The 25,543-nt window shown below is 63.0% G+C and carries 25 protein-coding genes and 2 pseudogenes; 10 read left to right on the top strand and 17 right to left on the bottom strand.

Going from position 1 to position 25,543, the window contains the following annotated elements; translation table 11 throughout:
* Window positions 1-17: 17 nt before the first annotated feature.
* The 6 genes from AC07NY_RS04135 to AC07NY_RS04160 form a co-directional block, all read right to left on the bottom strand.
* Complete coding sequence (locus tag AC07NY_RS04135; protein ID WP_310094132.1) at window positions 18-269, bottom strand: hypothetical protein; 252 nt, start codon at window positions 267-269, stop codon at window positions 18-20.
* An 84-nt stretch (window positions 270-353) separates the two neighbouring features.
* Window positions 354-599, bottom strand: a complete 246-nt coding sequence (locus AC07NY_RS04140; protein WP_310094134.1) for a hypothetical protein — start codon at window positions 597-599, stop codon at window positions 354-356.
* A gap of 17 nt (window positions 600-616) precedes the next feature.
* Window positions 617-2,857, bottom strand: coding sequence for a xanthine dehydrogenase family protein molybdopterin-binding subunit (locus AC07NY_RS04145; protein WP_494582026.1), 2,241 nt, complete (start codon window positions 2,855-2,857; stop codon window positions 617-619).
* Between the two features lie 10 nt (window positions 2,858-2,867).
* Window positions 2,868-3,893 (bottom strand): FAD binding domain-containing protein, encoded by a 1,026-nt coding sequence (locus AC07NY_RS04150; RefSeq protein ID WP_494582028.1) that lies wholly within the window; start codon window positions 3,891-3,893, stop codon window positions 2,868-2,870.
* Entirely contained in the window at window positions 3,890-4,405 is a 516-nt protein-coding gene (locus AC07NY_RS04155) for a (2Fe-2S)-binding protein (protein WP_494582029.1), read from the bottom strand. Before AC07NY_RS04155 ends, AC07NY_RS04150 begins: the two co-directional genes overlap by 4 nt.
* A 119-nt stretch (window positions 4,406-4,524) precedes the next feature.
* Entirely contained in the window at window positions 4,525-5,643 is a 1,119-nt protein-coding gene (locus AC07NY_RS04160; protein ID WP_494583672.1) for a catalase family protein, read from the bottom strand.
* A gap of 265 nt (window positions 5,644-5,908) precedes the next feature.
* Here AC07NY_RS04160 and AC07NY_RS04165 point away from each other — a divergent pair, with 265 nt between their 5' ends.
* Window positions 5,909-7,702, top strand: coding sequence for a thiamine pyrophosphate-requiring protein (locus AC07NY_RS04165; RefSeq protein ID WP_494582031.1), 1,794 nt, complete (start codon window positions 5,909-5,911; stop codon window positions 7,700-7,702).
* 67 nt (window positions 7,703-7,769) lie between these two features.
* Window positions 7,770-8,369 (top strand): flavodoxin family protein, encoded by a 600-nt coding sequence (locus AC07NY_RS04170; RefSeq protein ID WP_310094146.1) that lies wholly within the window; start codon window positions 7,770-7,772, stop codon window positions 8,367-8,369.
* Window positions 8,370-8,413: 44 nt separating this feature from the next.
* Here AC07NY_RS04170 and AC07NY_RS04175 read toward each other — a convergent pair whose 3' ends face one another.
* Together AC07NY_RS04175 and AC07NY_RS04180 are read right to left on the bottom strand one after the other, a co-directional pair.
* On the bottom strand, window positions 8,414-9,358 hold the full coding sequence (locus AC07NY_RS04175) for a cation diffusion facilitator family transporter (protein ID WP_310094147.1): 945 nt from the start codon (window positions 9,356-9,358) through the stop codon (window positions 8,414-8,416).
* Window positions 9,359-9,443: 85 nt separating this feature from the next.
* Window positions 9,444-9,866, bottom strand: coding sequence for a low affinity iron permease family protein (locus AC07NY_RS04180; RefSeq protein ID WP_310094149.1), 423 nt, complete (start codon window positions 9,864-9,866; stop codon window positions 9,444-9,446).
* A gap of 622 nt (window positions 9,867-10,488) precedes the next feature.
* On the opposite strand from AC07NY_RS04180, the gene AC07NY_RS04185 reads away from it, so the two are divergent.
* Window positions 10,489-12,585 (top strand): catalase, encoded by a 2,097-nt coding sequence (locus AC07NY_RS04185; RefSeq protein ID WP_494582033.1) that lies wholly within the window; start codon window positions 10,489-10,491, stop codon window positions 12,583-12,585.
* Between the two features lie 77 nt (window positions 12,586-12,662).
* Here the strand turns inward: AC07NY_RS04185 and AC07NY_RS04190 are convergent, their stop codons facing one another.
* The 6 genes and pseudogenes from AC07NY_RS04190 to AC07NY_RS04215 form a co-directional block, all read right to left on the bottom strand.
* Window positions 12,663-13,724: a PAS domain S-box protein gene (locus tag AC07NY_RS04190; RefSeq protein WP_494583674.1), complete on the bottom strand. Its 1,062-nt coding sequence runs from the start codon at window positions 13,722-13,724 to the stop codon at window positions 12,663-12,665.
* Between the two features lie 24 nt (window positions 13,725-13,748).
* Window positions 13,749-13,970, bottom strand: a pseudogene (locus AC07NY_RS04195) (GAF domain-containing protein); the annotation flags it as partial.
* A 430-nt stretch (window positions 13,971-14,400) separates the two neighbouring features.
* Entirely contained in the window at window positions 14,401-15,306 is a 906-nt protein-coding gene (locus AC07NY_RS04200; RefSeq protein ID WP_494582034.1) for a hypothetical protein, read from the bottom strand.
* A 44-nt stretch (window positions 15,307-15,350) separates the two neighbouring features.
* A complete protein-coding gene (locus AC07NY_RS04205; RefSeq protein ID WP_494582036.1) occupies window positions 15,351-16,316 on the bottom strand; it encodes a L,D-transpeptidase in 966 nt (321 codons plus the stop codon).
* A gap of 223 nt (window positions 16,317-16,539) precedes the next feature.
* Window positions 16,540-16,701: pseudogene (locus AC07NY_RS04210) on the bottom strand (DUF2171 domain-containing protein); the annotation flags it as partial.
* A 176-nt stretch (window positions 16,702-16,877) separates the two neighbouring features.
* Window positions 16,878-17,291 (bottom strand): DUF1236 domain-containing protein, encoded by a 414-nt coding sequence (locus AC07NY_RS04215; protein WP_310094163.1) that lies wholly within the window; start codon window positions 17,289-17,291, stop codon window positions 16,878-16,880.
* A gap of 171 nt (window positions 17,292-17,462) precedes the next feature.
* Between AC07NY_RS04215 and AC07NY_RS04220 the strand changes: the two genes are divergently transcribed.
* The 3 genes from AC07NY_RS04220 (at window position 17,463) to AC07NY_RS04230 (ending at window position 19,582) form a co-directional block, all read left to right on the top strand.
* Entirely contained in the window at window positions 17,463-18,188 is a 726-nt protein-coding gene (locus AC07NY_RS04220) for a DNA polymerase III subunit epsilon (RefSeq protein ID WP_494582038.1), read from the top strand.
* Between the two features lie 514 nt (window positions 18,189-18,702).
* The gene (locus AC07NY_RS04225) at window positions 18,703-19,176 is read left to right on the top strand and encodes a DUF3833 family protein (RefSeq protein WP_494582040.1); all 474 of its coding nucleotides are present in this window, start codon (window positions 18,703-18,705) and stop codon (window positions 19,174-19,176) included.
* Window positions 19,177-19,291: 115 nt separating this feature from the next.
* Window positions 19,292-19,582 carry a phosphopantetheine-binding protein gene (locus AC07NY_RS04230; protein WP_494582042.1) on the top strand — a complete coding sequence of 97 codons (291 nt, stop codon included), beginning with the start codon at window positions 19,292-19,294 and terminating at the stop codon, window positions 19,580-19,582.
* A 113-nt stretch (window positions 19,583-19,695) separates the two neighbouring features.
* Here AC07NY_RS04230 and AC07NY_RS04235 read toward each other — a convergent pair whose 3' ends face one another.
* Window positions 19,696-20,967, bottom strand: a complete 1,272-nt coding sequence (locus AC07NY_RS04235; RefSeq protein ID WP_494582043.1) for a cation:proton antiporter — start codon at window positions 20,965-20,967, stop codon at window positions 19,696-19,698.
* A gap of 151 nt (window positions 20,968-21,118) precedes the next feature.
* Window positions 21,119-22,108, bottom strand: coding sequence for a PAS domain-containing protein (locus AC07NY_RS04240; RefSeq protein ID WP_494582044.1), 990 nt, complete (start codon window positions 22,106-22,108; stop codon window positions 21,119-21,121).
* Between the two features lie 567 nt (window positions 22,109-22,675).
* Here AC07NY_RS04240 and AC07NY_RS04245 point away from each other — a divergent pair.
* The 4 genes from AC07NY_RS04245 to AC07NY_RS04260 all read left to right on the top strand — a co-directional run bounded on the left by AC07NY_RS04245 (window position 22,676) and on the right by AC07NY_RS04260 (window position 24,767).
* A complete protein-coding gene (locus tag AC07NY_RS04245) occupies window positions 22,676-22,996 on the top strand; it encodes a hypothetical protein (protein ID WP_494582045.1) in 321 nt (106 codons plus the stop codon).
* A gap of 194 nt (window positions 22,997-23,190) precedes the next feature.
* On the top strand, window positions 23,191-23,388 hold the full coding sequence (locus AC07NY_RS04250; RefSeq protein WP_494582046.1) for a DUF3606 domain-containing protein: 198 nt from the start codon (window positions 23,191-23,193) through the stop codon (window positions 23,386-23,388).
* A complete protein-coding gene (locus AC07NY_RS04255; protein WP_494582048.1) occupies window positions 23,385-23,912 on the top strand; it encodes a hypothetical protein in 528 nt (175 codons plus the stop codon). Before AC07NY_RS04250 ends, AC07NY_RS04255 begins: the two co-directional genes overlap by 4 nt.
* Before the next feature lie 264 nt (window positions 23,913-24,176).
* Complete coding sequence (locus AC07NY_RS04260) at window positions 24,177-24,767, top strand: CinA family protein (RefSeq protein WP_494582050.1); 591 nt, start codon at window positions 24,177-24,179, stop codon at window positions 24,765-24,767.
* Here AC07NY_RS04260 and AC07NY_RS04265 read toward each other — a convergent pair.
* On the bottom strand, window positions 24,764-25,171 hold the full coding sequence (locus AC07NY_RS04265) for a GFA family protein (RefSeq protein WP_494583676.1): 408 nt from the start codon (window positions 25,169-25,171) through the stop codon (window positions 24,764-24,766). The two genes, AC07NY_RS04260 and AC07NY_RS04265, sit on opposite strands and share 4 nt — an antisense overlap.
* Between the last annotated feature and the right edge of the window lie 372 nt (window positions 25,172-25,543).

Genomic DNA, 25,543 nt, shown 5'->3' on the forward strand with positions numbered 1-25,543 from the left:
CGCGGCGCCGCGTGGCCTCAGTCATCACTGTCGATCTGACGGCGGAGTTCGATGTCGGCCGCGCCATTGACCGCCTCAGCCATACGCGACGGAAGGTCTGGGAATTCCTCTAGGATTTCGCTTTCCGAAATTCCCAGAGCCTCAGCTGCACTAATCGCCACTCCTGCCAGCTGCTCCAACCGAGCATCGTTCCCATCTTCCAGGAACGCCTCAGTGGCCACTTTCTCCGCGATCCACGCTTCGACAAACGCCACGGCTCTTTCGGACATTGATGCCTCGCCATCTACTACCTGGCCAAGAACGCGGCAGCGGCTCTCCAGTTGCCTTCGACGCGGCATTCTGCTGTGAGCTGCTCAGGTCTTGCGCAATTTGCCGAGGTTCCCTGGAAGACCCGATATCCGAAGGTCGTCCGGCCGGTTCAAACCCTCCGAAGGCTCGGGACCATGACTGTTTTCGCCTTTGTGCTGCTCATCCCAAGATCGGATAGCTGCGACCAGTTCGGCATGCTCGGCCGCGGAAGGAGAGCCATCTCGCGCGTCTGACAGCGAGCTCGCCCGCGCGACCGCCGCCTCGTACTCGTCGTGGTTCGAGATTTTCACGCTATTCTCCTTTCCCGTCATGCAGCCAACAGCTTGTCGATGGTCATGGGAAGGCTGCGCAGGCGCTTGCCTGTCGCGTGGTGGATCGCATTCGCAATGGCGGCCGCAGTGCCAACGATGCCAATCTCGCCGAGTCCCTTGACGCCGATCGGGCTCGCCTTGTCGTCGTGCTCTTCGACGAAGACCACGTCGATGTCGTAGATGTCGGCGTTTGCGGGGACATGATATTCGGCCAGCGAGTGGTTCACGATGCGACCGAGGCGATGATCGGTCAGGGTCTCCTCATGCAGCGCCATGCCGATGCCCCAGACCACACCGCCTATGATCTGGCTGCGGGCGGTCTTGGGATTGAGAATGCGGCCGGCTGCGACCGCATTGACGATGCGCGTGACACGTATCTGCCCGAGTTCCTCGTCGATCCGAACCTCCGCGAACACGGCTGAATGAGTGTAGGAGGCGTAGCGCATCGCCCCGATCAAGCCGGGGCTGGCGCTCTTCTCCGCCTCCAGTTTCGTTTCGCCGGACGCGGCAATGGCCTGGGCCAGGGAAACGGATTTCGCGGGGTTGGTTCGCAGGAGGATGCTGCCATTCGCGAAGGCGATGTCGTCCAAGCTGGCATCCGCCAGCGGCGAGCCATCGACTTTCCGCGCCAGCTTGAAGAGCTGCGCCTGCAACTCTTGGCACGCTGCCATCACAGCGCTGCCAGCTGAGGCCGCCGTCCACGACCCGCCCTGCACCGGTGAAGCCGGAAGGGTCGAGTCTGCCAGCCTCACGGTGACCTGCTCCATCTCCAGGCCGAGCGTCTCGGCGCCGATCTGGCTCAGGATGGTGTAGGTTCCGGTGCCGATGTCGGAGGTCGCGCAGGAGAGTTCCAGGCGGCCATCGGCCGTGAAGACCGCGCGCGCGGCTGTCTTCATCATGCCTGCCTCCCAAACGCCGCTTGCGATGCCCCAGCCGATCAGCTCGCGGCCGTCGCGCATCGAGCCCGGCTGTGCGTTGCGCTTGCTCCAGCCGAACCGTGCTGCGCCCTCGCGATAGCAGGCCCGGAGCTCCTTCGAGGTGAAGGCCTTGCCATTGTTCTCATCATGGTCAGTGTAGTTCCGCAGGCGCAGATCGATCGGGTCGATATTCGCGGCGATCGCCAATTCGTCCATCGCGCTTTCGAGCGCGAACAGACCGAGCGGCGCGCCCGGCGCCCGCATGTCTCCGGGAGAGTAGATGTCGAGCTTGGCCAGTTCGTAGCGCAGGTCGACATTAGGCGCGTGGTAGAGCATTCCTGACCAGTTGACGACATTCTCCTGGTGGTCCTCGAACTGCGAGGTCGCGGCCACCGCGTGGTGCTGGATCGACACCAGCTTGCCGCCGGCATCGGCGCCGAGCGACACGGCATTTATCGTCTCCGGCCGGTGGACGTGGCTGAACATCTGCTGACGCGTCAGCTCGACGCGCACCGAGCGTTCGAGCGCCAGTGACGCCATCACGGCGAGGAAGAGCTGGTGCTGTGGGCGCAGGCCGGAGCCGAAGCCTCCACCGACGTAAGGCGCGACAACGCGGACGTCGTCGCTCGAAAGCCCGAAGACGCTGGCGACATAGGCCTGGCTGTTCTGCACGCCCTGAGTCTTGTCGTGGACCGTAATCTTGCCCTTCCCCTCCCAGATCACAGTCGTCGCGTGCGGCTCCATCGGATTGTGGTGCTCGGCCGCGATGGAGTACTCCGCACTGACGCGGACCGCAGCCTCGCTGAACGCTTTGACGGCATCCCCGCGCGGATCGGGCGGAGGGGCGATGCCCATGCGCTTTTTGGGGGGCTCGTAGGCATCGCTGCGGGCGATGCTCAGATCCGTCATATGCGGCTCCTCCTCGTAGGAGACCGAGACGAGAGCGGCAGCTTCGCGGGCGGCGTCGAAGCTGGTCGCCACGACCAACGCGATGGGCTGCCCGCTATACTGGATCTCGTCGCTGTAGAGGGGGCGGAAGGGCGAGCCGGGAGGTCCGACCTGGTCGCGGTACTTGTAGGTGAACCAGGCGGTCTGAGGCCGATTTTCGTGCGTGAAGATCTTGATCACGCCGGGTGCCGCTTCCGCCGCGCTGACATCAATCGAGCGGATGCGCCCGCGGGCGGTCGAACTCTCGACGATGTAGCCGTAACCGAGATGTTCGGCGGCGAACTCGGCCGCGTAGGTCGCGGCGCCGGTTACCTTGGCCGGCCCGTCCACGCGGTTGCGGGGAGAGCCGATATGCGGATCGTTTCTCAGCATGGCGTTCTCCTCACGCGATCCGCTTGTCGGTCAAGGACTGCGGTGTGCCGGCCGCCGCCTGAGACAGCGCGCGAACGATCGCGCGGCGCGCGAGATCGATCTTGAAGGCGTTGTGTTCGTGCGGCTGGGCGCCTGCGAGTAGGATATCGGCGGCGCGGGAGAAGGATGCGTCGTCAGCGGACATGCCAACGAGAACCTCCTCGGCTTCCAGCTTCCGCCACGGCTTGTGCGCGACGCCGCCCAGCGCCAGCCGCGCCGCAGCGATCCGCCTGCCGTCGACCCTCAGTGCCGCCGCCACCGAGACCAGCGCGAAGGCATAGGATAGGCGGTCGCGCAGTTTCAGGTAGGTGTAGTTGCCCGCGAAGTCCGACGCTTCTGGCGGTAGCGTCACCGCAACCACGATCTCGCCCTGGCGCAGGGTATTATCGCGCTGGGGTTCGTCTCCGGGAAGGCGATGGTAGTCGGCGAAGGCGATCCGCCGCTTGCCATCCGGCCCGACAACCTCGACCTCAGCATCGAGCGCTGCCAATGCGACGCACATGTCCGAGGGATGCGTCGCGATGCAGTAGTCGCTTGCACCAAGGATGGCATGGATGCGGTTGACGCCACCGATCGCGCTGCAGCCCGAATCCGGTTCGCGCTTGTTGCAGGGCGTGGCGACGTCGTTGAAGTAGTAGCAGCGGGTGCGTTGGTTGAGATTGCCGCCCGTCGTGGCGGCGTTCCGCAATTGCGGCGTCGCACCTGCGAGCACGGCATGGGCCAGGAGCGGATAGCGCGCGTTGATGCGCTCGTCATAGGCAACGTCGCTGTTGGGCACGAGCGCGCCGATGCGCAGCCCGCCATCCGGGGTCTCGGAGATGCCGCGCAGTTCGTCGAGACGGGTCACATCGACCAGTTCAGCCGGGCGCTCTACCTCGTATTTCATCAGGTCGACGAGGTTCGTCCCTCCTGCGATGATCGCTGCGGCCGGGTTGCCCCGGAGATGTGAGATCGCGTCCGCAAGGGTTTCTGCGCGATGATAGGAAAAGCGGTTCATTCAGCGGCCTCCCGACTGACGCCCGAGCGCCGGACCAGCACGTCCTCGATCGCGTCGACAATGTTGGGATAGGCGCCGCAGCGACAGATATTGCCGCTCATCAACTCGCGGATCTCGTCTCGCGTGGCGGCATGCCCTTCCTCGATCAGCGCGATGCCGGAGCAGATTTGTCCAGGCGTACAGTAGCCGCACTGGAAGGCGTCGCGCTCGATGAAGGCCTGCTGCAACGGGTGCAGTTGTCTGGCCTGCCCGACGCCCTCGATCGTGGTGATCTCCTTGCCATCCTGCATGACGGCAAGCTGAAGGCACGAATTGATGCGACGGCCGTCGATGAGGACGGTACAAGCGCCGCATTGGCCGTGATCGCACCCCTTTTTCGTGCCCGTCAGCGCCAGATCGTGCCTGAGCAGGTCAAGGAGCGTGGTCGAGGGTTGGACCGCGATGCGGCGCGGCTCGCCATTGATCGTGACCTGGATTGGAATACCGGACGGGCCGGGTTGAGGCTGGGACATCCGGAACGCTCCAATCCGATGATGATGACCCCCCGGCCGCTGATGAGGTTCAAACAGGGCGCCTCGAATGAAGTTCCCTGGAATTGGAATAGCTCGCGCATCTCGCGAGTCGTGGCCGGTCAGGCGGGCAGATCGACGTCTTCCAGCCTCCGGGGCTGGTGCATCGGGCAACCGCTGTGATCGGATCGGAAGCGCGCCGAGCTGCGATAGGCAGCCTTGCGCAGCCGCATGATCGAACCGAGCGGACGATGCGCCGCGAGCCCATGCCAGGGACTGAAGAACTGACCGTCATCGATCGCGCGCGACTTCGCCTCGTCCCAGGCGATCTGCGTGGGGGCACTGATCGTCGCGACCTTCCGATAGGGGCTCTGTTCCTCCGGCCACTCGACGCTCGCATCCTCGATCGGCATCGTCTCAAGGTCGGTGCAGAGCTGGATACGAAGTTCCCAGCGGCCGCCATGATGGGCGAAGAAGGCGTTGCAGGCCTCGCGCAGCCCGTCCGGGTGCCCAAAGACCTTGACCGGCTGATCGGTGAGGCTGGTCAATTCAGGGAGGACGGGGACGAGCTGGACCTTGGCCATGTACTCGCCAAACAGGATCGGGGCGGCGCTGAAATAGGTCTCGCCGAGAGGATGCGTAGCGGGATGCCCGCCGAGCTGCTTCAGAGTCGCGCTTTTGCCGCCGACACTTTCGACCGCGGTCTCGATGCCCCGTAACGTGTAGCTCAGGGCCTTCTTCAAGAACTGGACCTTGTCGGTGGTCGCCGCCAGGAGCTTGAGGTTTCCGAGGAAGGCCTTGCCATTGGGGGCGGCGAAGACTGGTCCATTGACCAGCACGAAATCCTGAACGGTCTCGGTCTCGGAGCCCGGCAGCCTTTCGCCCTCGACCCCGATCACCTTCAAGGCCAGGCCGCGGGGCACCGAGACGTCGTCGTCGAGGACGTCGCCGGGGATCGTCGAGAGCCGCATGATGACAGGGTAGCGGCCGGGCGCGGAAAACAGCCCCTGGGCGAGTTCGGGCGGAAGGTCCGGGGCTACGGTCAGTTCCCCTTGGAGCAGCGCATGGCTCTTGGCATGGACGCTGCGCAGCGCGCGGCCCTCCTCCTTGAGTGTCGTTTCGCTGATGCTACGTAGCGTCGAAACGAGCCCATCCTCCGTCGCGCGCTCCTGCGGCTCGGGTTGTTCGAAGTCTGGGCGATAGACCAGAGGCGGGGTCGCTAGCTCGCTTTGATGGGACATTGGGGGCTCCTGGAGAACCCTTGCCAAACACGATTCGAGCTCGACCAGTTCCAGACCATCGACTTTGAGCGCCGATGCGCGCCCGTATCGAGCTGCGGCCTGATGTGGTCCTTCAAATCCGCGCATCGTCTCATTGCCGCCGCTGTAAAGGGGGAACCTCCCTCGAATCCTGCTGTTCTGCTCAGAGTCAAAGCGCTGGGGGAGCTGCGCATGTGGACGACGGACCCATGTCCCGCGTCTGCTGCCCAATCCTTTGGAGAGCCTAATGGCCCACACCGTCTCGGATTTCATCTGGAGCCGACTGTACGAATGGGGGGTCAGGCGTGTGTACGGCTACCCCGGTGATGGCATTGGCGGACTGATCGCGGCCCTGCAGCGGCGAGAGAAAGACATCGAATTTGTCCAGGCCCGGCACGAGGAGATGGCGAGCCTGATGGCATCGGGCGAGAGCCGCTTCACCGGGAAAGTCGGGGTGTGCATCGCGACTTCGGGCCCGGGCGCAGTGCACCTCCTGAACGGCCTCTACGACGCGCGGCTTGATCACCGTCCGGTCGTGGCGTTAGTCGGGCAGCAGGCTCGCTCGGCGATTGGCTCCCACTATCAGCAGGATCTCGATCTTCAGTCGCTCTTCAAGGATGTTGCCGGCGCCTACGTCGAGACAGCTTCTGTCGCCACCCAGGTGCCCCATCTCATTGATCGCGCCTTCCGGATCGCCGAGGCGGAACGTCGCGTAACCTGCGTCATTCTACCGAACGACCTTCAGCTCGAAACCATGGAGGAGCCGACGCGCGAGCACGGTATGACCCATTCCGGTGTCGGGATCGAACTCTCGCCGGTGGTGCCCGCCGCGCCGCCTCTGCAGCGCGCGGCTGATGTGCTCAACGCAGGTAAGAAGGTCGCGATCCTGGTTGGCGCGGGCGCGCTTGGCGCGACCGATGCCGTGCTCGCCACGGCGGAGAAACTGAAGGCAGGCATCGCTAAAGCGTTGCTGGGCAAAGCCGCTGTCCCGGACGACGTGTCGTACTGCACCGGGTCGATCGGATTGCTTGGTACAAAGGCCAGTTGGGATATGATGCAGGGCTGCGACACGCTGCTGATGGTCGGCTCGGGCTTTCCTTACACCGAGTTCTTGCCGAAGCCGGGACAGGCGCGCGGCGTCCAGATCGACATCGATGCAGGCATGCTGGGTTTACGCTACCCGATGGAGGTCAATCTCATCGGCGACGCCACGGCAACGCTGGAAGCTCTCCTGCCGCTGCTGAAGCCGAAGGCGGATGATAATTGGCGAGCGACGATCGAGGCCAGCGTCAGTGAAGGATGGCAGGAAGCCCGTGACAGCGCGATGGTCGACGCCTCACCGATCTACCCCCAGCGCGTCGTGTCGGAATTGTCGGATCGCCTGCCCGACCAGTGCATCGTAACGGCGGACAGCGGAACGACCACCGTCTGGTATGCCCGACATCTTCGGTTTCGGCGCGGGATGATGGGGTCCGTTTCCGGCACCCTTGCCACGATGGGCTGTGCCGTTCCCTACGCCATCGCCGCGAAATTTGCCCACCCCGACCGGCCCGCGATCGCGCTGGCGGGAGACGGCGCGATGCAGATGAACGGAATGTCCGAGCTCGTTACGATCGCGAAGTACTGGAAGCGGTGGACTGATCCCCGCTTGATCGTCATGGTGCTGAACAATCGCGAGCTGGCCTATGTGAGCTGGGAAGAGCGCATCCAGGCCGGCGACCCCAAGTGGCCGACCAGCCAGGACCTCCCAGACATCCCGTACGCCGATATCGCGAAGCTCATGGGTCTGGGCGGGCGTCGTGTCGACGACCCCGAGCAGGTTGGGCCGGCATGGGACGAGGCTCTCGCGGCCGACCGGCCCTTCGTTCTCGACATGATCACCGATTCAAACGTTCCGCCATTACCGCCTCACATCACCTTCGCTCAGGCGCGTGGATTGGCGGGTGCCCTGATAAGCGGCGATCCCGAAACCGGCAACGTGGTCACCAACACCGCGCGTTCGCTGCTCGGGACGCTTCTGCCGTCGCGAAAGGATCGCTGATTGCGATCCGCCTCACGTGGGACGCCAGAGCGGCCTTCAGCCGTTAAAAAATCGATTGGATTTCCAGATGACGCTCAAAATCCTGGCTCTCAATTGTACGCTGAAATCCGAAGGTCAGTCTTCAACCCAGCGCATCCTGGAATTGGCTCTGGATGAGTTCCCAGACAACTGTAAGCGGGAGATCGTTCGAGTCGCTGCGCTCAACATCAAGCCGGGTGTCTCTTCCGACGAAGGGAAAGGCGACGACTGGCCGGCGCTCAGGCGCAAGATCGATGCTTGCGACATCCTGCTCGTTGGCACCCCGATCTGGCTAGGCCAGCCATCGAGCGTCGCCAAGCGCGTTTTGGAGCGCATGGATGCCTTCCTCGACGAAGCGGACGATCAGAACCGAACGCCTGCCTATGGCAAGGTCGCTGCCATTGCCGTCGTGGGCAACGAGGACGGAGCCCACCACGTCTCAGCCGAAATCGCCCAGGCCTTGTTCGATGTCGGTTTCACGATTGCGGCGGGCGGGCCGACATATTGGGTCGGCGAGGCGATGGGCAGCGTGAACTTCATCGATCTCGACGAAATTCCTGAAACGACCGCCAAGGCGAACCGCATGCTCGCGCGCAATGCGGCACATCTAGCCGGGTTGCTGAAGCGGCATCCCTATCCGGGATACTGAGAGAAAGAACGCCGATAGCGGGCTGCCCCCGGCGAACTCGAACCCTACTGGACCAGCTTGGCCCGCCTTTCCCGCCAAGCGGCAGAAGTCTGCGGTTTCACAAAGACCGAGACGATGTCCGAGCGGCGTTTCCTCAGCCTCGCTTCGATGCGCTCCACGCAATCCTCGATATCACCGGTAGATCTGTCGTCTTTGAATTCGAGGCTGAGAGCCACGACGATCTGGTCCGGCCCCAGATGGACCGTGGTTAGGCCGTTGACACGCTCGACATCCGGGTCGCCCTCGACCGCCGCCCTGATCTCTACCTGGACATGGGGCAGAGCGGCTTCCCCGATGAGCAGGGCCTTGCTTTCCCGTGCGAGAAGCACCGCGGTGGCCGCAAGAATGACGCCGATCAGGATCGAGGCCACGCCATCGAGCTCGGGCCGCTCAAAGTAGGCCGCTGCGGTGATGCCGGCAAAAGCGACGATCAAGCCGAGCAGTGCTGCGGTGTCTTCGAACAACACCGTGAAGACGCTCGGGTCCTTGCTCTGGCGCACGGCGGCGAAATACCCCAGCGAGCCCTTGGCCACCCTGAACTCCTTCAACGCAATCCGCCAGGAATAGCCCTCGAACATAGCCGAGAGGCCGAGCACGACATAGTTCGCGGTGAGGTTCGTCGCTGGATGCGGCGTGATGACATGGGACACCCCCTCATACAGGGACACGCCGGCCCCAACCGCGAAAACCAGCAGGGCGACAATGAAGCTCCAAAAGTAGAGTTCACGGCCATGCCCGAAGGGATGCGTGAGATCGGGTGGCCGGGCGGCCCGGTTCAAGCCATAGAGGAGAAGCGCGCTATTACCTGTGTCGACCAGCGAGTGAACGCCCTCTGACAGCATCGCCGAGCTGCCCGTCCAGGCCGCGGCGATGAATTTGGTCGCCGCGATCAGAAGGTTTCCTGTCAGCGCCGCATAAATAACTGTTCGTGATCCGGCTTGCGCCGCCATGGGCTCTCTCCCCTGCGCGCAACGATCCATGCCTAACGTGGTTCCGGGTGCCCCCGACGCGGCCGTCTCCCAGCCTACGAGCGCGCTAGTCGGTAGGCGCGCCGTCACCGTTGCGGCGAGCGGCTGAAGCCCGCTTGCAGAAGTCCTTGCGGATAAGGACGAGGTCCTTCTCGTCGAGCTCCTCGAGGTCGAGCAATTCCTCGCGGGCACCTTCGAGCCGCAGAATGAGCTCATCGAGTTTGATCTGCATTGCGGCGGTGTCGCGGTTTTGACTGTTCTGAATGATGAAGACCATCAGGAAAGTGATGATCGTCGTCGATGTGTTGATCACGAGCTGCCAAGTATCGTTGAAGCCGAAAATCGGACCTGACGCAGCCCAAATCACAATCAGAGTCACAGCGCCAAAAAAGGTGACTGGTTTCCCGGTCCATGAGGCGACCGACTGGGCAACACGCGTGAACAAGGACGCCTTGTTGCCCTTGTGAATAATATGATCGTAGCTCGACATGACGCACCTCGATCCCGGACTCGCCGTTGATCCGGTAAAAGCCCTGAACCGCCCGAGCACTCACGAGTTCCACGCCTGGATTGAGGAATCCCTAGGCCGATGCGGCTCGCGAGCTTCGGTCATCTGGGGTGCTGGCCGAGCAGGAGAATGGAGAACCCGGTACCGATGATGATCGTGACCTTCAACGACAATGGCCCAGTCTGACAAGCGCTCACCGAGTCATGGCGGAACTCTGCCGTAACGCAGAGGAAGTCCTGCACTGCCCGATCTGCCAGTATCGTTCATCGGAACAAAATAGGAACTGAATGCTGATAGCATCGATGGCAATCCGCCAGCAGCGCCTGGTCGTTCGCGACCGCTCCGGTTTGATGGTGAGCGGCGCTATCAGGGAATATCGCGTGCCGGATACGATTAGGTTGAAACGCGGTGCAGGCGTTGGAACTTAGGAACGACCGCGTTGTTTCGTGACAACTCCTCCAAGCTGGACGGAGCAGTCTTGCTCGATTCAAGCCGTTTCCGCTTCGGCCGATAATCCCCGCTGCGCCTTAATCCCTCAGCTCAAAAAAGATTTTGCCGGCCCGAGGGGTCGCCGCCTCACGCCTAAGCAATGAAGGATAGACCTATGGCTCGTTCTTCCCGCGACGACAGCTCCAAGACCCAAGCCACAATCGGCAATGGCGGCGAGTTGCACCAGACAGCCTCTGCGCCCGATGCCCGGATCACCACCAATCACGGTGTCCCGGTCAGTGACAACCAGAACTCGCTGAAGGCAGGTGGTCGCGGTCCCACGCTGCTCGAAGACTTCGTCCTGCGTGAGAAAATCCAGCATTTCGATCACGAACGAATTCCTGAACGTATCGTCCACGCTCGCGGTTCGGCCGCTCATGGCTTCTTCGAACTGACGGAGTCGCTCGGCGATTTCACCCGCGCGAAGGTGCTGACCGAGGTCGGAGTCAAGACCGAGGTCTTCACCCGCTTCTCGACGGTCGCCGGCGGAGCAGGCTCGGTCGATACGCCCCGCGACGTGCGCGGCTTCGCGGTGAAGTTCTACACGAAGGAAGGGAACTGGGACCTCGTCGGCAACAATATCCCGGTCTTCTTCATCCAGGACGCGATCAAGTTTCCCGACCTGATCCATGCCGTGAAGATGGAGGCCGATCGCGGCTACCCGCAGGCCGCCAGCGCCCATGATACCTTCTGGGACTTCATCGGGCTGATGCCGGAATCGACCCATATGATCATGTGGGCGATGTCGGACCGGACCATCCCACGTTCGCTTCGGATGATCGAGGGTTTCGGCGTCAACACCTTCCGCCTGCTGAACGACAAGGACGAGCCGACCTTCGTCAAATTCCATTGGCGGCCGAAGCTCGGCACGCAGTCGACCTGCTGGGACGAGGCGGTGAAGCTCGCTGGCGCCGATCCTGACTACCATCGCCGCGATCTGCATGAGGCAATCGCCAAGGGCGACTTCCCGGAATGGGAATTCGGCGTGCAACTGCTCAGCCAGAGCGAAGCCGACGCGCTTCCCTTCGACATCCTCGACGCGACCAAGGTGATCCCGGAGGAGCTGGTGCCGATCCGCATGATCGGACGCATGGTGCTGAACCGCAACCCGAACAATTTCTTCGCCGAGACCGAGCAGGCCGCATTCCTGCCAACCAATATGCCGCCTGGCGTCGATGTCTCAGAAGACCCGCTCCTGCAAGGCCGGCTGTTCTCCTACCAGGACACGCAACTCTCGCGGCTCGGGACCGTGAACTTCCACCAAATCCCGATCAACAGAGCCAAGGGCTGCCCCTTCCAGAACTTGCAGCGTGACGGACATATGCAGACGCAAGTCTTCACCGGCCGCGCGAACTACGAACCGAACAGCCTTGCCGAGGCTGGCGAGGAGGGCGGCCCGCGCGAGGACCCTGTCGGCGGCTTCCGGACGGCGGCGATACCGGTCGAGCAGCATAAGGTTCGGCTGCGCGCGGAGAGTTTCGCTGACCACTACAGCCATGCTCGGCTGTTCTTCCGCTCGCAGAGTGAGATCGAGCAGGCCCACCTCGCGAGCGCACTCGTCTTCGAGCTGTCGAAGGTCACGCTGGAGCATGTCCGCAACCGCGTGATGTCGAACCTCGTCAATGTCGACGAGACGTTGGCGCAGCGCGTTGCAGACGGGCTCGCCATGCCTCTCCCGAAGGGTTCGAAGCCCGCAGCGATCCCGATGGACATGGAGCCGTCGCCCGCACTCCGCATCGTCGGCAAGTACCCCGAGACCCTGAAGGGCCGGACTGTCGGTATACTTGTCTCTGATGGGGCGGACGGTGCCATGATCGCCTCCGTCAAGGCCGCCGCCGAAGGCGACGGCGGAGCGGTCAAAATCGTCGCGCCGAAGATCGGCGGTGTGAAACTCAAGGATGGGAAGACGCTCAAGGCCGACGGCCAACTCGCGGGCACACCGTCCGTGCTCTTCGACGCGGTCGCCATCATTCTGTCCGAAGCTGGCTGCGACGTATTGATGAAGGAAGGCGCGGCAATCGATTTCGCCAAGGACGCCTTCGGGCATCTCAAGGCGATCGGCTACAGTGCCGAAGCCAAGCCGCTGCTCGACAAGGCCGGAGTCCAACCGGATGACGGCATCGTCGCGCTCGGCGAGACCGCCGAAGCGTTCCTGCGCCCGGCCCGCACGCGGCAATGGCTTCGGGAGCCGAATGTTCGAATGTTGGCGTAGTGCTCGGCCGACCGCACCTCGCGATCCGGCAGCCCGCCCCTTTACTTCGGTGAGCGAGCGAGACTTTCGATCGGTGTCTATCGTGTTAGCCGATCGAAGGGGACCTTCAGACAGAGCGTCAATCCCTCGGCTTCCCATTGCCGATCAATCGTTGCCCCGAGACCGCCCAGTGTCGCTTTTTCCAGCTTGCTTCCAAAGCCCGATTGGGTGGGCGCACTGTCAATCCCCGGCCCACCGCGTTCGATCCAGACAAGCGCCAGCATGTCGCCTTCGCAAGCGAGATTTACAGACAGGCGCCCATCTGGAGAGGACAAAGCGCCGTATTTGGCGGCGTTAGTTGCAAGTTCGAGCAAGACTAGGGCAAGCGCGGTCAAGGCTGAACCCCGGATGGAGATGTTTGAACCGGTGACCTCGAGAGCCTGGTGATGCTCCGCCTCATACGGCGACAGGATCGCTCTCACCAGGCTAACGAGGTCGGTCGATGCGCTCTCGCCATCTGCCTCACCCGAGATGGTAAGGGCATGAGCCCGCGCCAAAGCTGTGAGCCGCTCGCGGAGTTTTTGGGTAAGTTCTTCCACGGAAGTCGCGGAGCGCGCGCTCAGTGAAATCAGTCCTCCGGTCAGTGCGAAGAGATTTTTGATGCGGTGGTTCATCTCGCGCATCAGGAGAGCTTGTTGCTCCTGGGCCTGAACGCGGTCGCTAATATCGCGCGCAATTTTGGATGCGCCCACGATCACGCCATCCTCGTCGCGGATAGGCGAGACGGTCAGCGCCACATGAATGAGCGACCCGTCCTTGCGCCGGCGCTGGGTCTCGAAGTGGTCAGTGCGACGACCTTCGCGAACCCCACCGATGATCATGTCCTCTTCATGCAGGCGATCGTCGGGGATCAGCATGATGATCGGGCGCCCGATCGCTTCGCCGGCGGTATATCCGAACAGGCGTTCGGCGCTGGCGTTCCAGCTCGTAATCGTACCGTCGAGTGACTTGCTCACGATGGCGTCGTCGGAATGGGCCACGATCGCCGCGAGCTTCGCGCTTGCCTCATGCGCGATCCGGCGGACCTCGGACTCCCGCCGCGCTTCGACGAGAAGAGCAGCATTGTCGATGGCAATGGCGGCGTGAGCGGCGATAGCCATGACGATCTCTTCCGCCTCTTCGTCGAACTGCCCGGGCTCGTCGTGCGCGATGAAGATGCCGCCATGCACGGTTCCCGTTCGCGATATGACCGGGACCGCCAGATAACTGACGACGGGCAAATGGCCGGGGGGCATTCCGAAATGTGGTCCGCTCAGCCCGTATCGAGGATCCTTGCGGATATCGTCCGATCGAACCACGCCAGTTCCGTCGAAAGTCGGGGCGAAAACCGCGGTCTTACGGGGCATCTCGAAGTCGGCAAAGGCCGATCTGGGCACGCCCGACAGCGTGTAGAGGCTGTAGATTTCGCCTTTGTCGTCAACCTGATTGTAAAAGAAGGCGCCGAATTTTCCGCCGGACCATTAGGTTGCGGCATCCGTTACGATGCTGACCAATTGCGCAAGATCGAATTCTCCAGCCACGGCACGCGCGATGCGGCTGAACATGCGCAAACGTTCGATCTCGGTGGAACGGGCATTCGTGCCTGTGCCAGCTTTACTGTTCAACCGTATTCCCCCAACCAACCTCAGCGCCGGGCGGGCCAAACGATGTCATATCCGATTGATCAGTAGCACGTCATTCGACGAAGCAGACTATCATTGAATGCTTCGGCTCCTTCTCGCTTCAAATGGTGCACGGTCTGATCAACGGGGATCCGAACGGGCGATCAATCAACGATCAATCATTAGCAGCGAGGCTGGTTTGCCTGGTTTCCTGGGCGCGCTCTACGGATTTTGCCGCCCTCCGTGCGGCACGCAATTCTTCGATCGTCGCCTGCCACCATCCGCGCTGGAAGGCATCCGGTGTGGTCGGACGTCGCGCAGGCCAGGCCCTGACGAGCTCTTCATGCGTCGGACGCCGCCACGAGGCCCAGACCAGATCGTCGAATAGTTCTGAGCTCCAGGGGTAATGCCGGATACCGGTTTCCTTAGGCACCAGCTCTCCTGTCACCTCTAGGATGACGAGTGGCCCTTCGTGGGACATGAGCACTCTGTCGAGCGGCGGCAGCTCGCTCGCCGGGACGGGATAGCGCCGCCGCCGGCGCTCGGAGGCCGTCGCCTTGGTGTCCTCGTATTCAGGAGCGGACTTCGCTGCCTCGCGCCGTTGCCTTCGAGCTTCCGGCTCGCTGCGTTCGGCGGCAGCTTCGATCACCGGCCAATTTTTGCGCAGTTCATCAACCGATCGGTATGGAACGTGCCAAGCCTTGTCCTCGCCATTCCACCAGGCCCAGGGGACAGCGCGCAACTCGTCAACAACGGTTCGCGAGTACGGTGTGCGCACGATCAGCTCCCCCTCTGCTTCCAGATAAGGACTGATGATCGGCTCGAACGAGAAGGAATCGCGACCGCGCTCGTCGGCCACGTCGAATGCACTCGGCAGCTCGCGGACGAGCCATCGTGCTGCGCGGAGCATCGCTGTCGTTCCCGGCAACCTCCATGCAGATAACTGATCGCTCCAACGGGCTCGTGGAAAAGCTTCCCGGAAACGCTCAGCGACTGCGGCATCGAACGGGAAAGAGACGATCGCGCCCGGGCCTTCGTCGTCGTCCCGGATTGCGATGTCGTTGTGCTCGCGCGTAGCCATGGTCCTCCGGTCTCGCAACGATGGCCGGCTCGGTAAAGCCTGTGCTACTCAATGAACCGCACGGTTGTGCCGGGCCTGACGAGCTGCGCCAGTTCTTCTGCATCCCAATTCGTAAGCCGGACACAGCCATGCGATGAGGCCTTGCTGATCTTCGAAGGCTCCGGCGTACCATGAATGCCAAAGGTCGGCTTCGATAGCTCGATCCAGACCGTTCCGACCGGGTTGTTGGGCCCTCTGGGAAGCACCAAGCGGCGCTGGTTTTTGCCCTGCTGAAAATTCTTGACCGGGTCGTAGTGATAGGTCGGATTCTTCACGACCCGAATGACCTGCAACTCGCCCTCAGGCGAAGGAGTGTGTTCGCTGCCGATGGTCGCGGGATAGAGGGCGATCACCTTTCCCGCCGCGTCCATCGCGCGAACCATGCCCCTCGCCTTGTCTGCCTCGACCGTCACAACTTCTCCCGAGGGTAAGGCTCGCGTGACCGAGAGGACGTGAATTGCCTCACCGCGCTTCCGATAGTGGATTCGCGGGTTGAGCGCCCTGAGGAGTCCTTCGCTCATGTGAAAACGCTCGGCGAACATCTCCTGCACATTTTTGTACCCGAGCCGCTTCATTCGGGCCTGACGGGCGTAGTCGTGAGGAATGCGCCTCACAAACGGGGTTTTGATATCCGCCTTTTTCACATCGTAGTCTGAGACGATGTCCGCGCTGACATCGCCTTTGAGCGCCTGCCAGGTCGGTGCATCGATTATCTCGCCGGTTCCGAGATTTTCGCGGCGGCGGAACTGGTCGATGGCCTTCCGATAATTGTCGCCGTCGAGCCCGTCGATCTCCCCGGGAGAAACGCCCTGGCGAGCCAATAGGACCTGAGCCTTGACGATCGCGGCGTTGGCGCGCGTAACCTTGCCTTTCGTGGCAGCAGGGCGACCGGAACGGTTTACCTCCTCGGCGGTCAGAGCTTGTGCGGCTGCAGGCGCCAGCAAGACGCTCCCACAAACCAGGGTGGCCATTAGTTTCTTCAGCGACTCGAAAGCGGCTCGCGACACAGACGACACAGACGACACAGACATCACCGTTGCTCGATCCATGATGCGGCAACGTGATGTTTAGCCTCGGAGTTCCTTGACGGCAGGGCGCATTTTGCAGCCCACCATCGCCGCGCCGGCTCCGGCAACAAAGCAACGCCGATCCATTATTCCGCAGCCCCGGACCACCCTTCCTTGCCTCCGCAGCCGGAGCGGTCAGCTTGATGAGATCGCCTTCGACTCTGATCACGAGACCCAGATCGATATTGTGGTGGGCGCCGCCGGATTCCGTGTCATTCGCCTTGAGCTTTATGAGTTGGCCGCTCGGGGCATCGACGGATCCAACACACCCTCCCTCGGAGCCCAGCAAGCGCTGGCCTTGAACTGTTCGACAAACTGTGACCTCCGCTTGGACATTGCGGCAACGAACACTCGACGCAATGGCCCAGTCTCGCCGGCCAAGTCATCCACGAAAAAGTCCGGCCTCGCGAAGCGGGGCCGGACCTTGGCATAGATCACCAGTGTTTGAGCCTGGGAAGTGATCCGTCATTCAATGACCTGAATGATCCTTCGGGACTGCGGCTCGACGATCACCGTCCGGTCGTTGACGACCGTATACCGATAGCCCTTGGTGCCGAACTCGGACGGCACTTCGCGATAGGTCACGCCGCTCTCGGGCAATACCGCTCCAACCCGAACGTCTTCGCGGTAGGTGTAGGACGGCACTTCGTTGGCGCGCACGTAGGTCTTGAAGCGCGGCGTTGCGTCGCCGGCGATCCCGCCAACGACCGCGCCGCCCACACCGCCCACAACCGCGCCGACCGGGCCCCCGACAATCGCGCCTCCCACTGCCCCCGTCGCGGCACCCGCCGCCGCGCCACCGCGCGCACCTTCCGGGTTCTGTGCATGAGCCAGAGCGGGAGCCATCAGAACCGCCGCGATCACAAGGTACTTCTTCATGGGTTCGTCTCCTTGTAAGCCCCCCGACTACCGAGACAACTTGAGTGGCTGTCGCCTGTTCCACGGCCCTGGCGCCCAGACGATCCAGCCAGACAACGCGGAAGGCTGAGCTGATGCTGACTTGCGTTGGCCAGCTACAGTGCTGATCTCAGGCTCATGGAGCGCATCAGAGTGATCGACCTGGAGACGGCCGGCGAGGGGCCGCACGATGTCTGCGAGGTCGGCTGGCAGGATGTCGCTATCGGCGCGGACGGCCGGTGGGAGCTCACCGAAGAGCGCGGTGCTCATCTGGTGAGCCCCGGCAGGCCGATCTCCCCAGACACGATGGCGGTGCACCACATTCGCGACGGGGACGTGGCTGGAGCGCCGTTCTGGAAGGAGATCGCACCCTCCGTCCTACGCCCGGCTGGCGGCCTCGCCGCGCTGGCGGCGCACCGCGCGGCCTTTGAACAACGCTTCTGCCGGCCCGGTCTATCCGGGGGCGCGCAGTGGATCTGCACCTGGAAATGCGCCTTGCGGCTCTGGCCTGACCTGCCGCGCTTCTCGAACCAGATGCTTCGGTACTTGCGCAGGCCCGCTGGGCTCGTTCACGAGGTCGGGCTGCCCGCGCACCGAGCCATGCCTGATGCCTACGTCACGGCGCACCATTTGCGCGACATGCTGAACGAGGCCTCGCTTGCCCAGTTACTCGCCTGGAGCAGCGAGCCCGGCCTTCTGCCCCGCGTGCCGGCTGGTCCGGACCGCGGGAAGAGCTGGAATCTGGTGAGCGCGGTCTCGCTGCGGGAGCTGGCCGCCAGTCGCGACGCCGATCTCCGCTTCACCGCCCTGACTGAGCTCCGACGGCGCGAGGCAGATTTTTCCGAACCTGCTGTCCCGGCGCAGGCGAAGCTGCTCTAAGTCGCGGCCGCTTGGCCTCCGTCGCCGGACAACACGCCGAGGCGCAGGCGATCAACGGAAAAGGAGGGCCGGCGTGACCAACCCGGCGGCGATTACGATGACGACAAGCGTTCTCAGCCAGACGGCGCGGGTACGGGGTGAGAAGATCCAAGAACTCTGCATGCTTTTACGACGCCACTGGCCGACGTTAGCGGAACGCCACATCCAGCCGTGAAGAGTGGCCGCGGGTCAATATCGGAGCGCGCCCGCATAGGGGGTGTCCCTGCCGGTCGTTGCTCTCGCACCGCGGTCGGATGAAAGCTCCCGGAGGCTGGCTTCCCCTCGGACAACCTCGAGGGCCTGCTCTGCGCGCCTTCCCCTCAGAGGATACCGCCCTAACACCCTGTTTTCGGAATGGAGCAACCTTCTTGGCGGTACTCTCATCCCCGTTCACTCCCCACTTCCCATCATCGGCCGCTGATCGACCGAACCATCGACGCGCGAGCGGGTTGCGTTCACACGGAGGACTACGCGGATGAAGGCCGACGACTTTTCGGGGATGCTGCCCGCTTTCCAACCACGGGATTTCTTCACCGGTCGGATGGTCGGCTGGGCGATGCTCGAAGGCCCCGTGGGTGCTTTGAAGCGACGAGCCTCACTGAGGGCAGCCGGTCGGGAGCTGCCCGACGGGGCATTCGCGTTCTCGGAAATGTGGACGTTCGACGATGGCCAGGTCGATGAGCTGCGGTGGCTGATAAAGCCGGTCGGCGGCGGCAAACTCGAAGGCTCGGAGCCATCCTTAGACGGCACGGCAGAGGGGTGCGCGTCCAGCTGCGCTTTCCACTGGGTCTTCACCCGCAACGTTCCCGGCCTGAACGGCGAGACCACGAAGCTGAACTTCGAAGACTGGTTCTTCCGAATAGATGAGAGCGGGACGATGGTGAAGGACACAGCCGGCCGACTAGGCCTGCCGTTTCTCACGGCTGTCGTGACCTACCAGAAGCTGTAGCGGAGCTGTCCGCATGCCGATCGGCAAGACACTTCTCCAAAGACCGTTCAAAAAGGTTGGGGTGCGCGTTGTTGTGATGATCGCGTTCAAGCAGCGCTTTTCCGAAGAGGGGTGAATGGGGGACCTTACCGAAAACGACGCCGCGCTCGTTGCGCGCCTCCTCGAAATCATCGCGAGCGAAGGATTGGTGAGCCGCGACAAACTGGACCTTAGCGCAGAGGTCGAGGACATCGGGCTTGAACTGGATGATCTGACCCTCATCGGGAACGCGATCGAACGCGAGTTCGACTGCGACATGCTACCGGACGAGGAGATGCAGGCCTGCACGACGGTTCGGCAACTCGTAGCACTGATCGGCCGTAGGCTGCAGGAGCGAGCCGCGGATCCATCGGAACGGGCACCATGACGAAGTCGCGGCAGTTGAAATCGGCTTTCGCCCATTCGCTGGACCAAGCTCTGCGTTACACACACTATTGACTCGGCCGCGCTTAGGCGAGCGGCGAGCGCATTCCTCCAGCGCTATTCGGCGTCTGGGTTCCTGCCATGGCGCCTGTCCAGCACTCGCATAAGCGGCGTGACCGTTATTCCGTGCATCACCACCGACATGAAAATCGTCAGTCCGACGATCGACCACAGGCGAGCCTCGCTGTCGACCTCGCCGATGTGGTTGAGGCCGTAGGCGAGATAGTAGACGGAGCCGACACCTCGGATACCGAAGAAGGCGATGGTCGCTTTCTCGGCCTTGCTCGCGTTGTGGCCCCAAAGCCCGATCAACCCAGCGACCGGGCGGATCACGAGCAGGATCACGAGCGAGGTCGCGACTTCCAGCCATCCGAGAGGGGCCAGCAGCCCGCTCACCAACGCGCCTCCCAGGAGCAGAAGAAGCGCCATCATGGCTAGGCGCTCAACCTGTTCGGTGAGCTCGTGCATATTGAGCTGGAAATCGTGATCCCTGTCGGCATGGCGGAATGTCAGGGCTGTCACGAAGACGGCGAGAAAACCGTAACAGTGAAGCAGCTCGGTCAGCCCATATGAAACGAAGGTGGCCGAGATCGCGATCAGCCCGTCGCCCGTCCGAGCGAATTTCGCCTTTGCAGGGGCGTGAAAGGTCAACCACCCGAAGGCTTTCCCCACGACGTAGCCTCCCACGCCCCCTACGCCGATTTCCCAGAGAACATTGTAGGTTAGCCATTCGATCAGCCACGGTTTTCCGGTCGATGTCGCTAACGAGAGGGCGATGGCGAGGTGAACGAACGGAAAGGCAAAGCCGTCGTTCAAGCCCGCTTCCGAGGTCAGGCCGAAGCGTACCTCGTCCTCTTCACCAGACCCCGGCGGCCCGACTTGGACATCGGCAGCTAGCACAGGATCGGTCGGCGCCAGCGCGGAGCCCAGTAGCAACGCCATTGTCCACGACAGGCTGAGCCACCAGCCTGACAAGAGGGTAATCGCGGCGATGCTGAGCGGCATGGTGATCGCGATCAGCCGCCACGTAATCCCCCAGGTCCTGAAGTTGAACACCCGATCCAGCTTCAGGCCCGCGCCCATGAGCGCGATGATGACCACGATCTCCGAGAGGCGCTCTGTGATCCGCGGGTAGCGCATAGGCAGTGGGTCCAGTGAGACCCAAGGAAGAGAGAAGATTGCCGCGCCCAAGCCGAGGCAAACGATAGGGAGAGAGAAAGGCAGCCGCCGCAGGGCCAATGGCAGCCAAACGACGAGTGCGACGAGCACCCCCACACCCGTTAAGACGAGGATATAGGGGTCGGGAGCGAGGTCAGGCTTGAATTGCATGGTAATCAAACCTGCGGCCCGTCGGATCGATCCCGCGCGATCGAAGCTCGCCGCCTTTCCTTTATCCAGCCGGAGAGCGCCGGGAATTCGAGGGCACCGTCGACGCGGCCCGAGCGCCGCGAGCGCGATGCGTCGACGCACCCGTTCCCGGTTAGGTGGCCAGCTTCCCGGTGGCCATTTCGATTTCTGCGACGAGGCCGGAAGCGCGCCAGTCGAACTCCATGCGGGCCCCGAGCTGGGATTTGGCCGCGCGGTCGACGAGCAGGCTCCCGAAGCCCTGCCGTTCGGGATTGCCCACGATTACAGGCCCGCCTTGCTCCTCCCATCGCAGCAGGACGCGCTCGCCGGCAGCCTGAACGGTCACCCGCACCTTGCCGGCATCGGTAGAAAGAGCTCCGTGCTTGACGGCGTTCGTGGCGAGTTCGTGGAAAACGAGGGCGATGGCGGTCGACGAGGACTGGCCCACTTCGACATTGTCCCCGTGGACCTCGATGCGGCTCTTCGCGCCGCCGTTGTACGGCGCGACCAGACGGCCGATCAGGTCCGAGAGTATGTCGGGTGAATGGTCGCCGACTTTGTCGAGGACGATGCTGTGTGCCCGGCTGAGGGCCGAGATTCTTCCGACGATTTCCTCGGCGAAGCCAGCCGCTGCCGGCTCCTCCCGCGCAGCCATCGATATCAGGCTGCCGATCACGGTAAAGATGTTGCCGATGCGATGCTGGAGCTCGCGGGCAATCAATTCGCGCTGCTCCTCCGCAATGCGGCGCGCGGTGATATCGATATGGGCTCCAATGAGCTTGATTGGCTTCCCGGCATCGTCGCGATGGATCTCTGCCTTGGCCAAGATCCATCGCAACTCCCCGTCCGCGGGCCGAATGATCCTGTATTCGGCCTCGTACTCGCAGTCGGAACCGAAAACGCTGCGATGGAAGTGGCTGACGATGCGCTCACGGTCCTCCGGGTGAATCCGCGCGACCCACGCCTCGTGGGTTTCGTCCGCCGCTTCCGGCGGCAGGCCGTGAACCGCGAGATATTCCGGCGAGCGCTTATTGCGAAACGCCCCCTCGCGGAGGTCGACCTCGAGGCCCCCGATCTGGCCGATGCGCTGAACGCGCGCGAGCTCGGCCTCGCGCGAGCGCAATTTCCTGAGGGCCTCTTCTAGCGGCAAATTGGCCCCCCTGCTTAAACTCACATTCGCCTCGGTAACCGCCGCAGCTGCCCTTTGCCACCGTTTTCTTGCGACGCGACACTCGGTTCTCTCGAAGAGGCCTTCCAAGAGTCGGCTGCTTGCCGCAGGTGAAAGCTGCATTGCGACGCGGAGCCCCGCGTGAGCCAGCGAACCATGCACTGAACCTCTTTCCCCCTCGGTGGAACCAAAGAGAAGCGGCTGGGTTGTCTGCCGTCTGGACAGGGCTTTCTGCAAAATGGCGCAAACGCTGGTCGTGTGCCGGGTGGGCACGCAGTGGGCATTCCGCGATGTGACCGGAGCGTTCTACGGGCATTCCTCTGAACTGCATTCCACCATGGAATTCGCGCAGCACATGGCTGCGCGGGCGGGTAGCCATGTCGTCCTCAGCGCAGAGGCAGACGAGGCGCTTCGCTCCTCTACATGTTCCAAGGCGGTTGACTCCGGAGGGGCCGCCGAGAAAAAATCTCGTCCTCGTTTCGGATCGCTATGGGCGCGCCTTGGACAAGCGCGGCGGAGAAAGTGAAACCGACAGTCGACGCATACACGGTCGCTCTGCCTTGGTACGAGCGCGAGGACTTCGGGCGGCTATGGGATCTCGCGCATGACAAGGCCGAGATGCCGAAGGATTATGACGACTGGCACGCCGCTGCAACGAGGGTCATCAACGAATGGTTGGCTCGTGGAAGGGCGCTTGAGATCGTCACGGTAAAGCCGGACGAGTTCCTCTCGTGGCTCGACGCGCAGGGACTTCCGAATACGGCCGCCTCACGCTTGAAGTACGTCGAGGAGCGAGCATCGGGAGTTCAAGGTCCTTCCCCCAGCGGCACGCCTCAGCGCTAGCTGAACCTGGCGCCGTCGCTGCATTAGTATCGGACTCGACACTGTTGTTCCCCGAACGCGGCGACCTGTGCGTAAGGTCAGCCGGAGACCCTCGCGATACGATTGGGGACACCATCCAGGCCCCGCTGCCCGCAGAAATGGCACATCGGAACTAGTAGCCTCGCGATCCATTGATCCGCTCAAGGGAGGATCGAATGGCAGATGACAGGACCAACCGCGGCTACCGGGACCGCTCCCGCATCGATGTGAGTGAAGACTGTGAAGTCCGCTACTGGACCGACAGGCTCGGCGTGTCCAAATCGCAGCTTGAGGAAGCAGTCCGAAAGGTCGGCCCCACGGCGGAAGCCGTGGAAACCGAACTTCGCAGGAAGACCCTGGCGGCCGGTCCGTGAACGAGACTCTCACGATCCGCAGACTGGGTGACGACTGGCTCATTTGCGAGCCCGGCTCGCGCACCCGCATTGTCTCGCCCGGCAGCGGCGTGGTGGAGCGCATCGTGGCCGACTGGAACGCAGAGGAGACGAAGCCTGTGAATATTGAATCGATCGCGGCCTACGAAGCGGCGGCGGCCAAAATCCACCAGCTTGCCGATGCCATAGAAGGGTCGCCGGAGGCGGCTGAGTTGGCTGCTTTGGTCGAGGCGGTGAAGGATTGGGAGGAGCGCTGGCAGGGCGCTGGGGCAACGTCAGCCCCCGGAAACTACAAGACGCCCGCGCGGCCGGGCCAGCCAGGCAATGAGCGTGAAGAGAGGCAAGGCCCCAATCCCCGCTCAGCCCACTCCAGCGGTCCCCATCCGCCATACGACGTCAACGATCAGGAGGGCGCGGCAGCGGAAAAGCACGCCGCGGGGGCCTCAGATCACCAGGAGTCGGCTGCGCCCGCCAATCGCCCGAGCGGAAACATCAGGTCGACGTAGCACGAGCGAACGGCCATCTCACATGACAACGCATCCAATTCGGACCTTCGAGGAACTCGCGCTGGCCTTGAAGCGGTTCGAGGAGCTGTTCGGAGCCGCCGAAGGGTCTCCCGCGGCAAGCGAGCTGCGGAATGTGTCCGCCCGCCTCAGGAGCTTCGAAGATAGAGTCGCGGCCGGACTGGCGGCTCAAAACACCCGATCGCGGTGCACGCTCGATCGCTTGTCAGCCTACTGTCAGAAGCCAGCGAACTCGCCGTAGCCGCAATGCCATCGCCAGACCCCCCGTATCCCCCCAGGCCAAACCATACCTCTGACGAGGCGGGCGTCAGCGAACTACGCGTAGACAGGCTTGAAAGCGCCGGGCTACTGGCGGAGCGCCTCATCTCCCTCTGCCTTGCGAGAAAGGAGCGCGTTGTGGTGGCGGAATCGTGCACCGCCGGCTTGCTCGGCCAGACGCTCGCATGCTGTTTCGGCGCTGCGACTGCATTCGAGGGCGGTTTCCTGACTTACACCAAGGAAGCCAAGTCGCAGATGCTGGGTGTACCGAGGGATTTGCTTAGGGGCTGCACCGCGGTTCACCGCCGCGTGGCGGTCTCAATGGCCGAGGGTGCGCTCGCTCGGAGTCCCGGCACGGTCTCTCTGTCGGTTACCGGGATTACCGGCGACGCGCCAGACAAGGATGGCAACCCAATCGGTCGCGTGATTGTAGGTTGCGCGACCGCGGCAGGGACACAGACAATCCACTGCGAGTTCGGACGACTGAATCCGTCCGCGCTCAATCAGTTGGCGGTCGCTGCCGCCCTCGCGTTCGCCTTACACCAACTCGGAGACGAAAGCGTCTCTCCGGTCTTCTAGACTTTCGCGCTGTCGCGGTTGCCCTCGAATTGGTCCGTGCCCTGCAGGGCCGACAGCCAGTGCTCCCGTCGCGGCACCCACAACTCGTACTGGGGGGTAAGCGTGCTCGGAGCTTCGTCGAGGGAACCGATGCGGATCTCGATCTCGTTGCTGCCATCGCTGGACGCGAAGAGCGTCGACCCGCAACTTGGGCAAAACGTCCGGTGATCGGTCGAACTAGTCCACTGACTGGTCTGGCCCGTCACTCGAACCGCGTCGCTTGGCCATACCGCGAAGGTCATAAAAGCCGACCCCGTCTCGCGCCGGCAAGTCTGGCAGTGACAGAGGCCAGTCCTGGTCGGCTTACCGGCCGCCCGGTAGCGCACCGCGCCGCAATTACAGCCGCCGCTCCTTACCACCGCCATCGGCGCTACTTCTTCACGACCGGCCGGCCCGGGTCGATCGGGCTCCACGAGGCGGATGGCTTCCGATCGCCGTCCTCCGCCGCGGGAGGAGTCTGTTCAGCCGGTTTGGGCTGCCCAGCCGCAGGTGTGCCCGAGCCGGGCCGAGGCCTGCTGTCCATCGCTCGCCGGGGTTGGCCGACTGTGTCGTCCTTGGGCTTGGACATTGCGCTTCCTCCGCGTGGTATGAGCGAAGAATTGCGGACGCTTTGTTTGGTTCCGCGAGAAGCAGGAGGCCTAGGACGGCTTCGTGCCTCGTGAACTCTTTCGGCGGCAAGATCGGGGCATCGCGTGCCTCCGCCATTTCAAGACCGATCAGCGTCTCGCCCTGGGGAT

The organism is Allobosea sp. GW821-FHT09G06 (genome assembly GCF_059416005.1).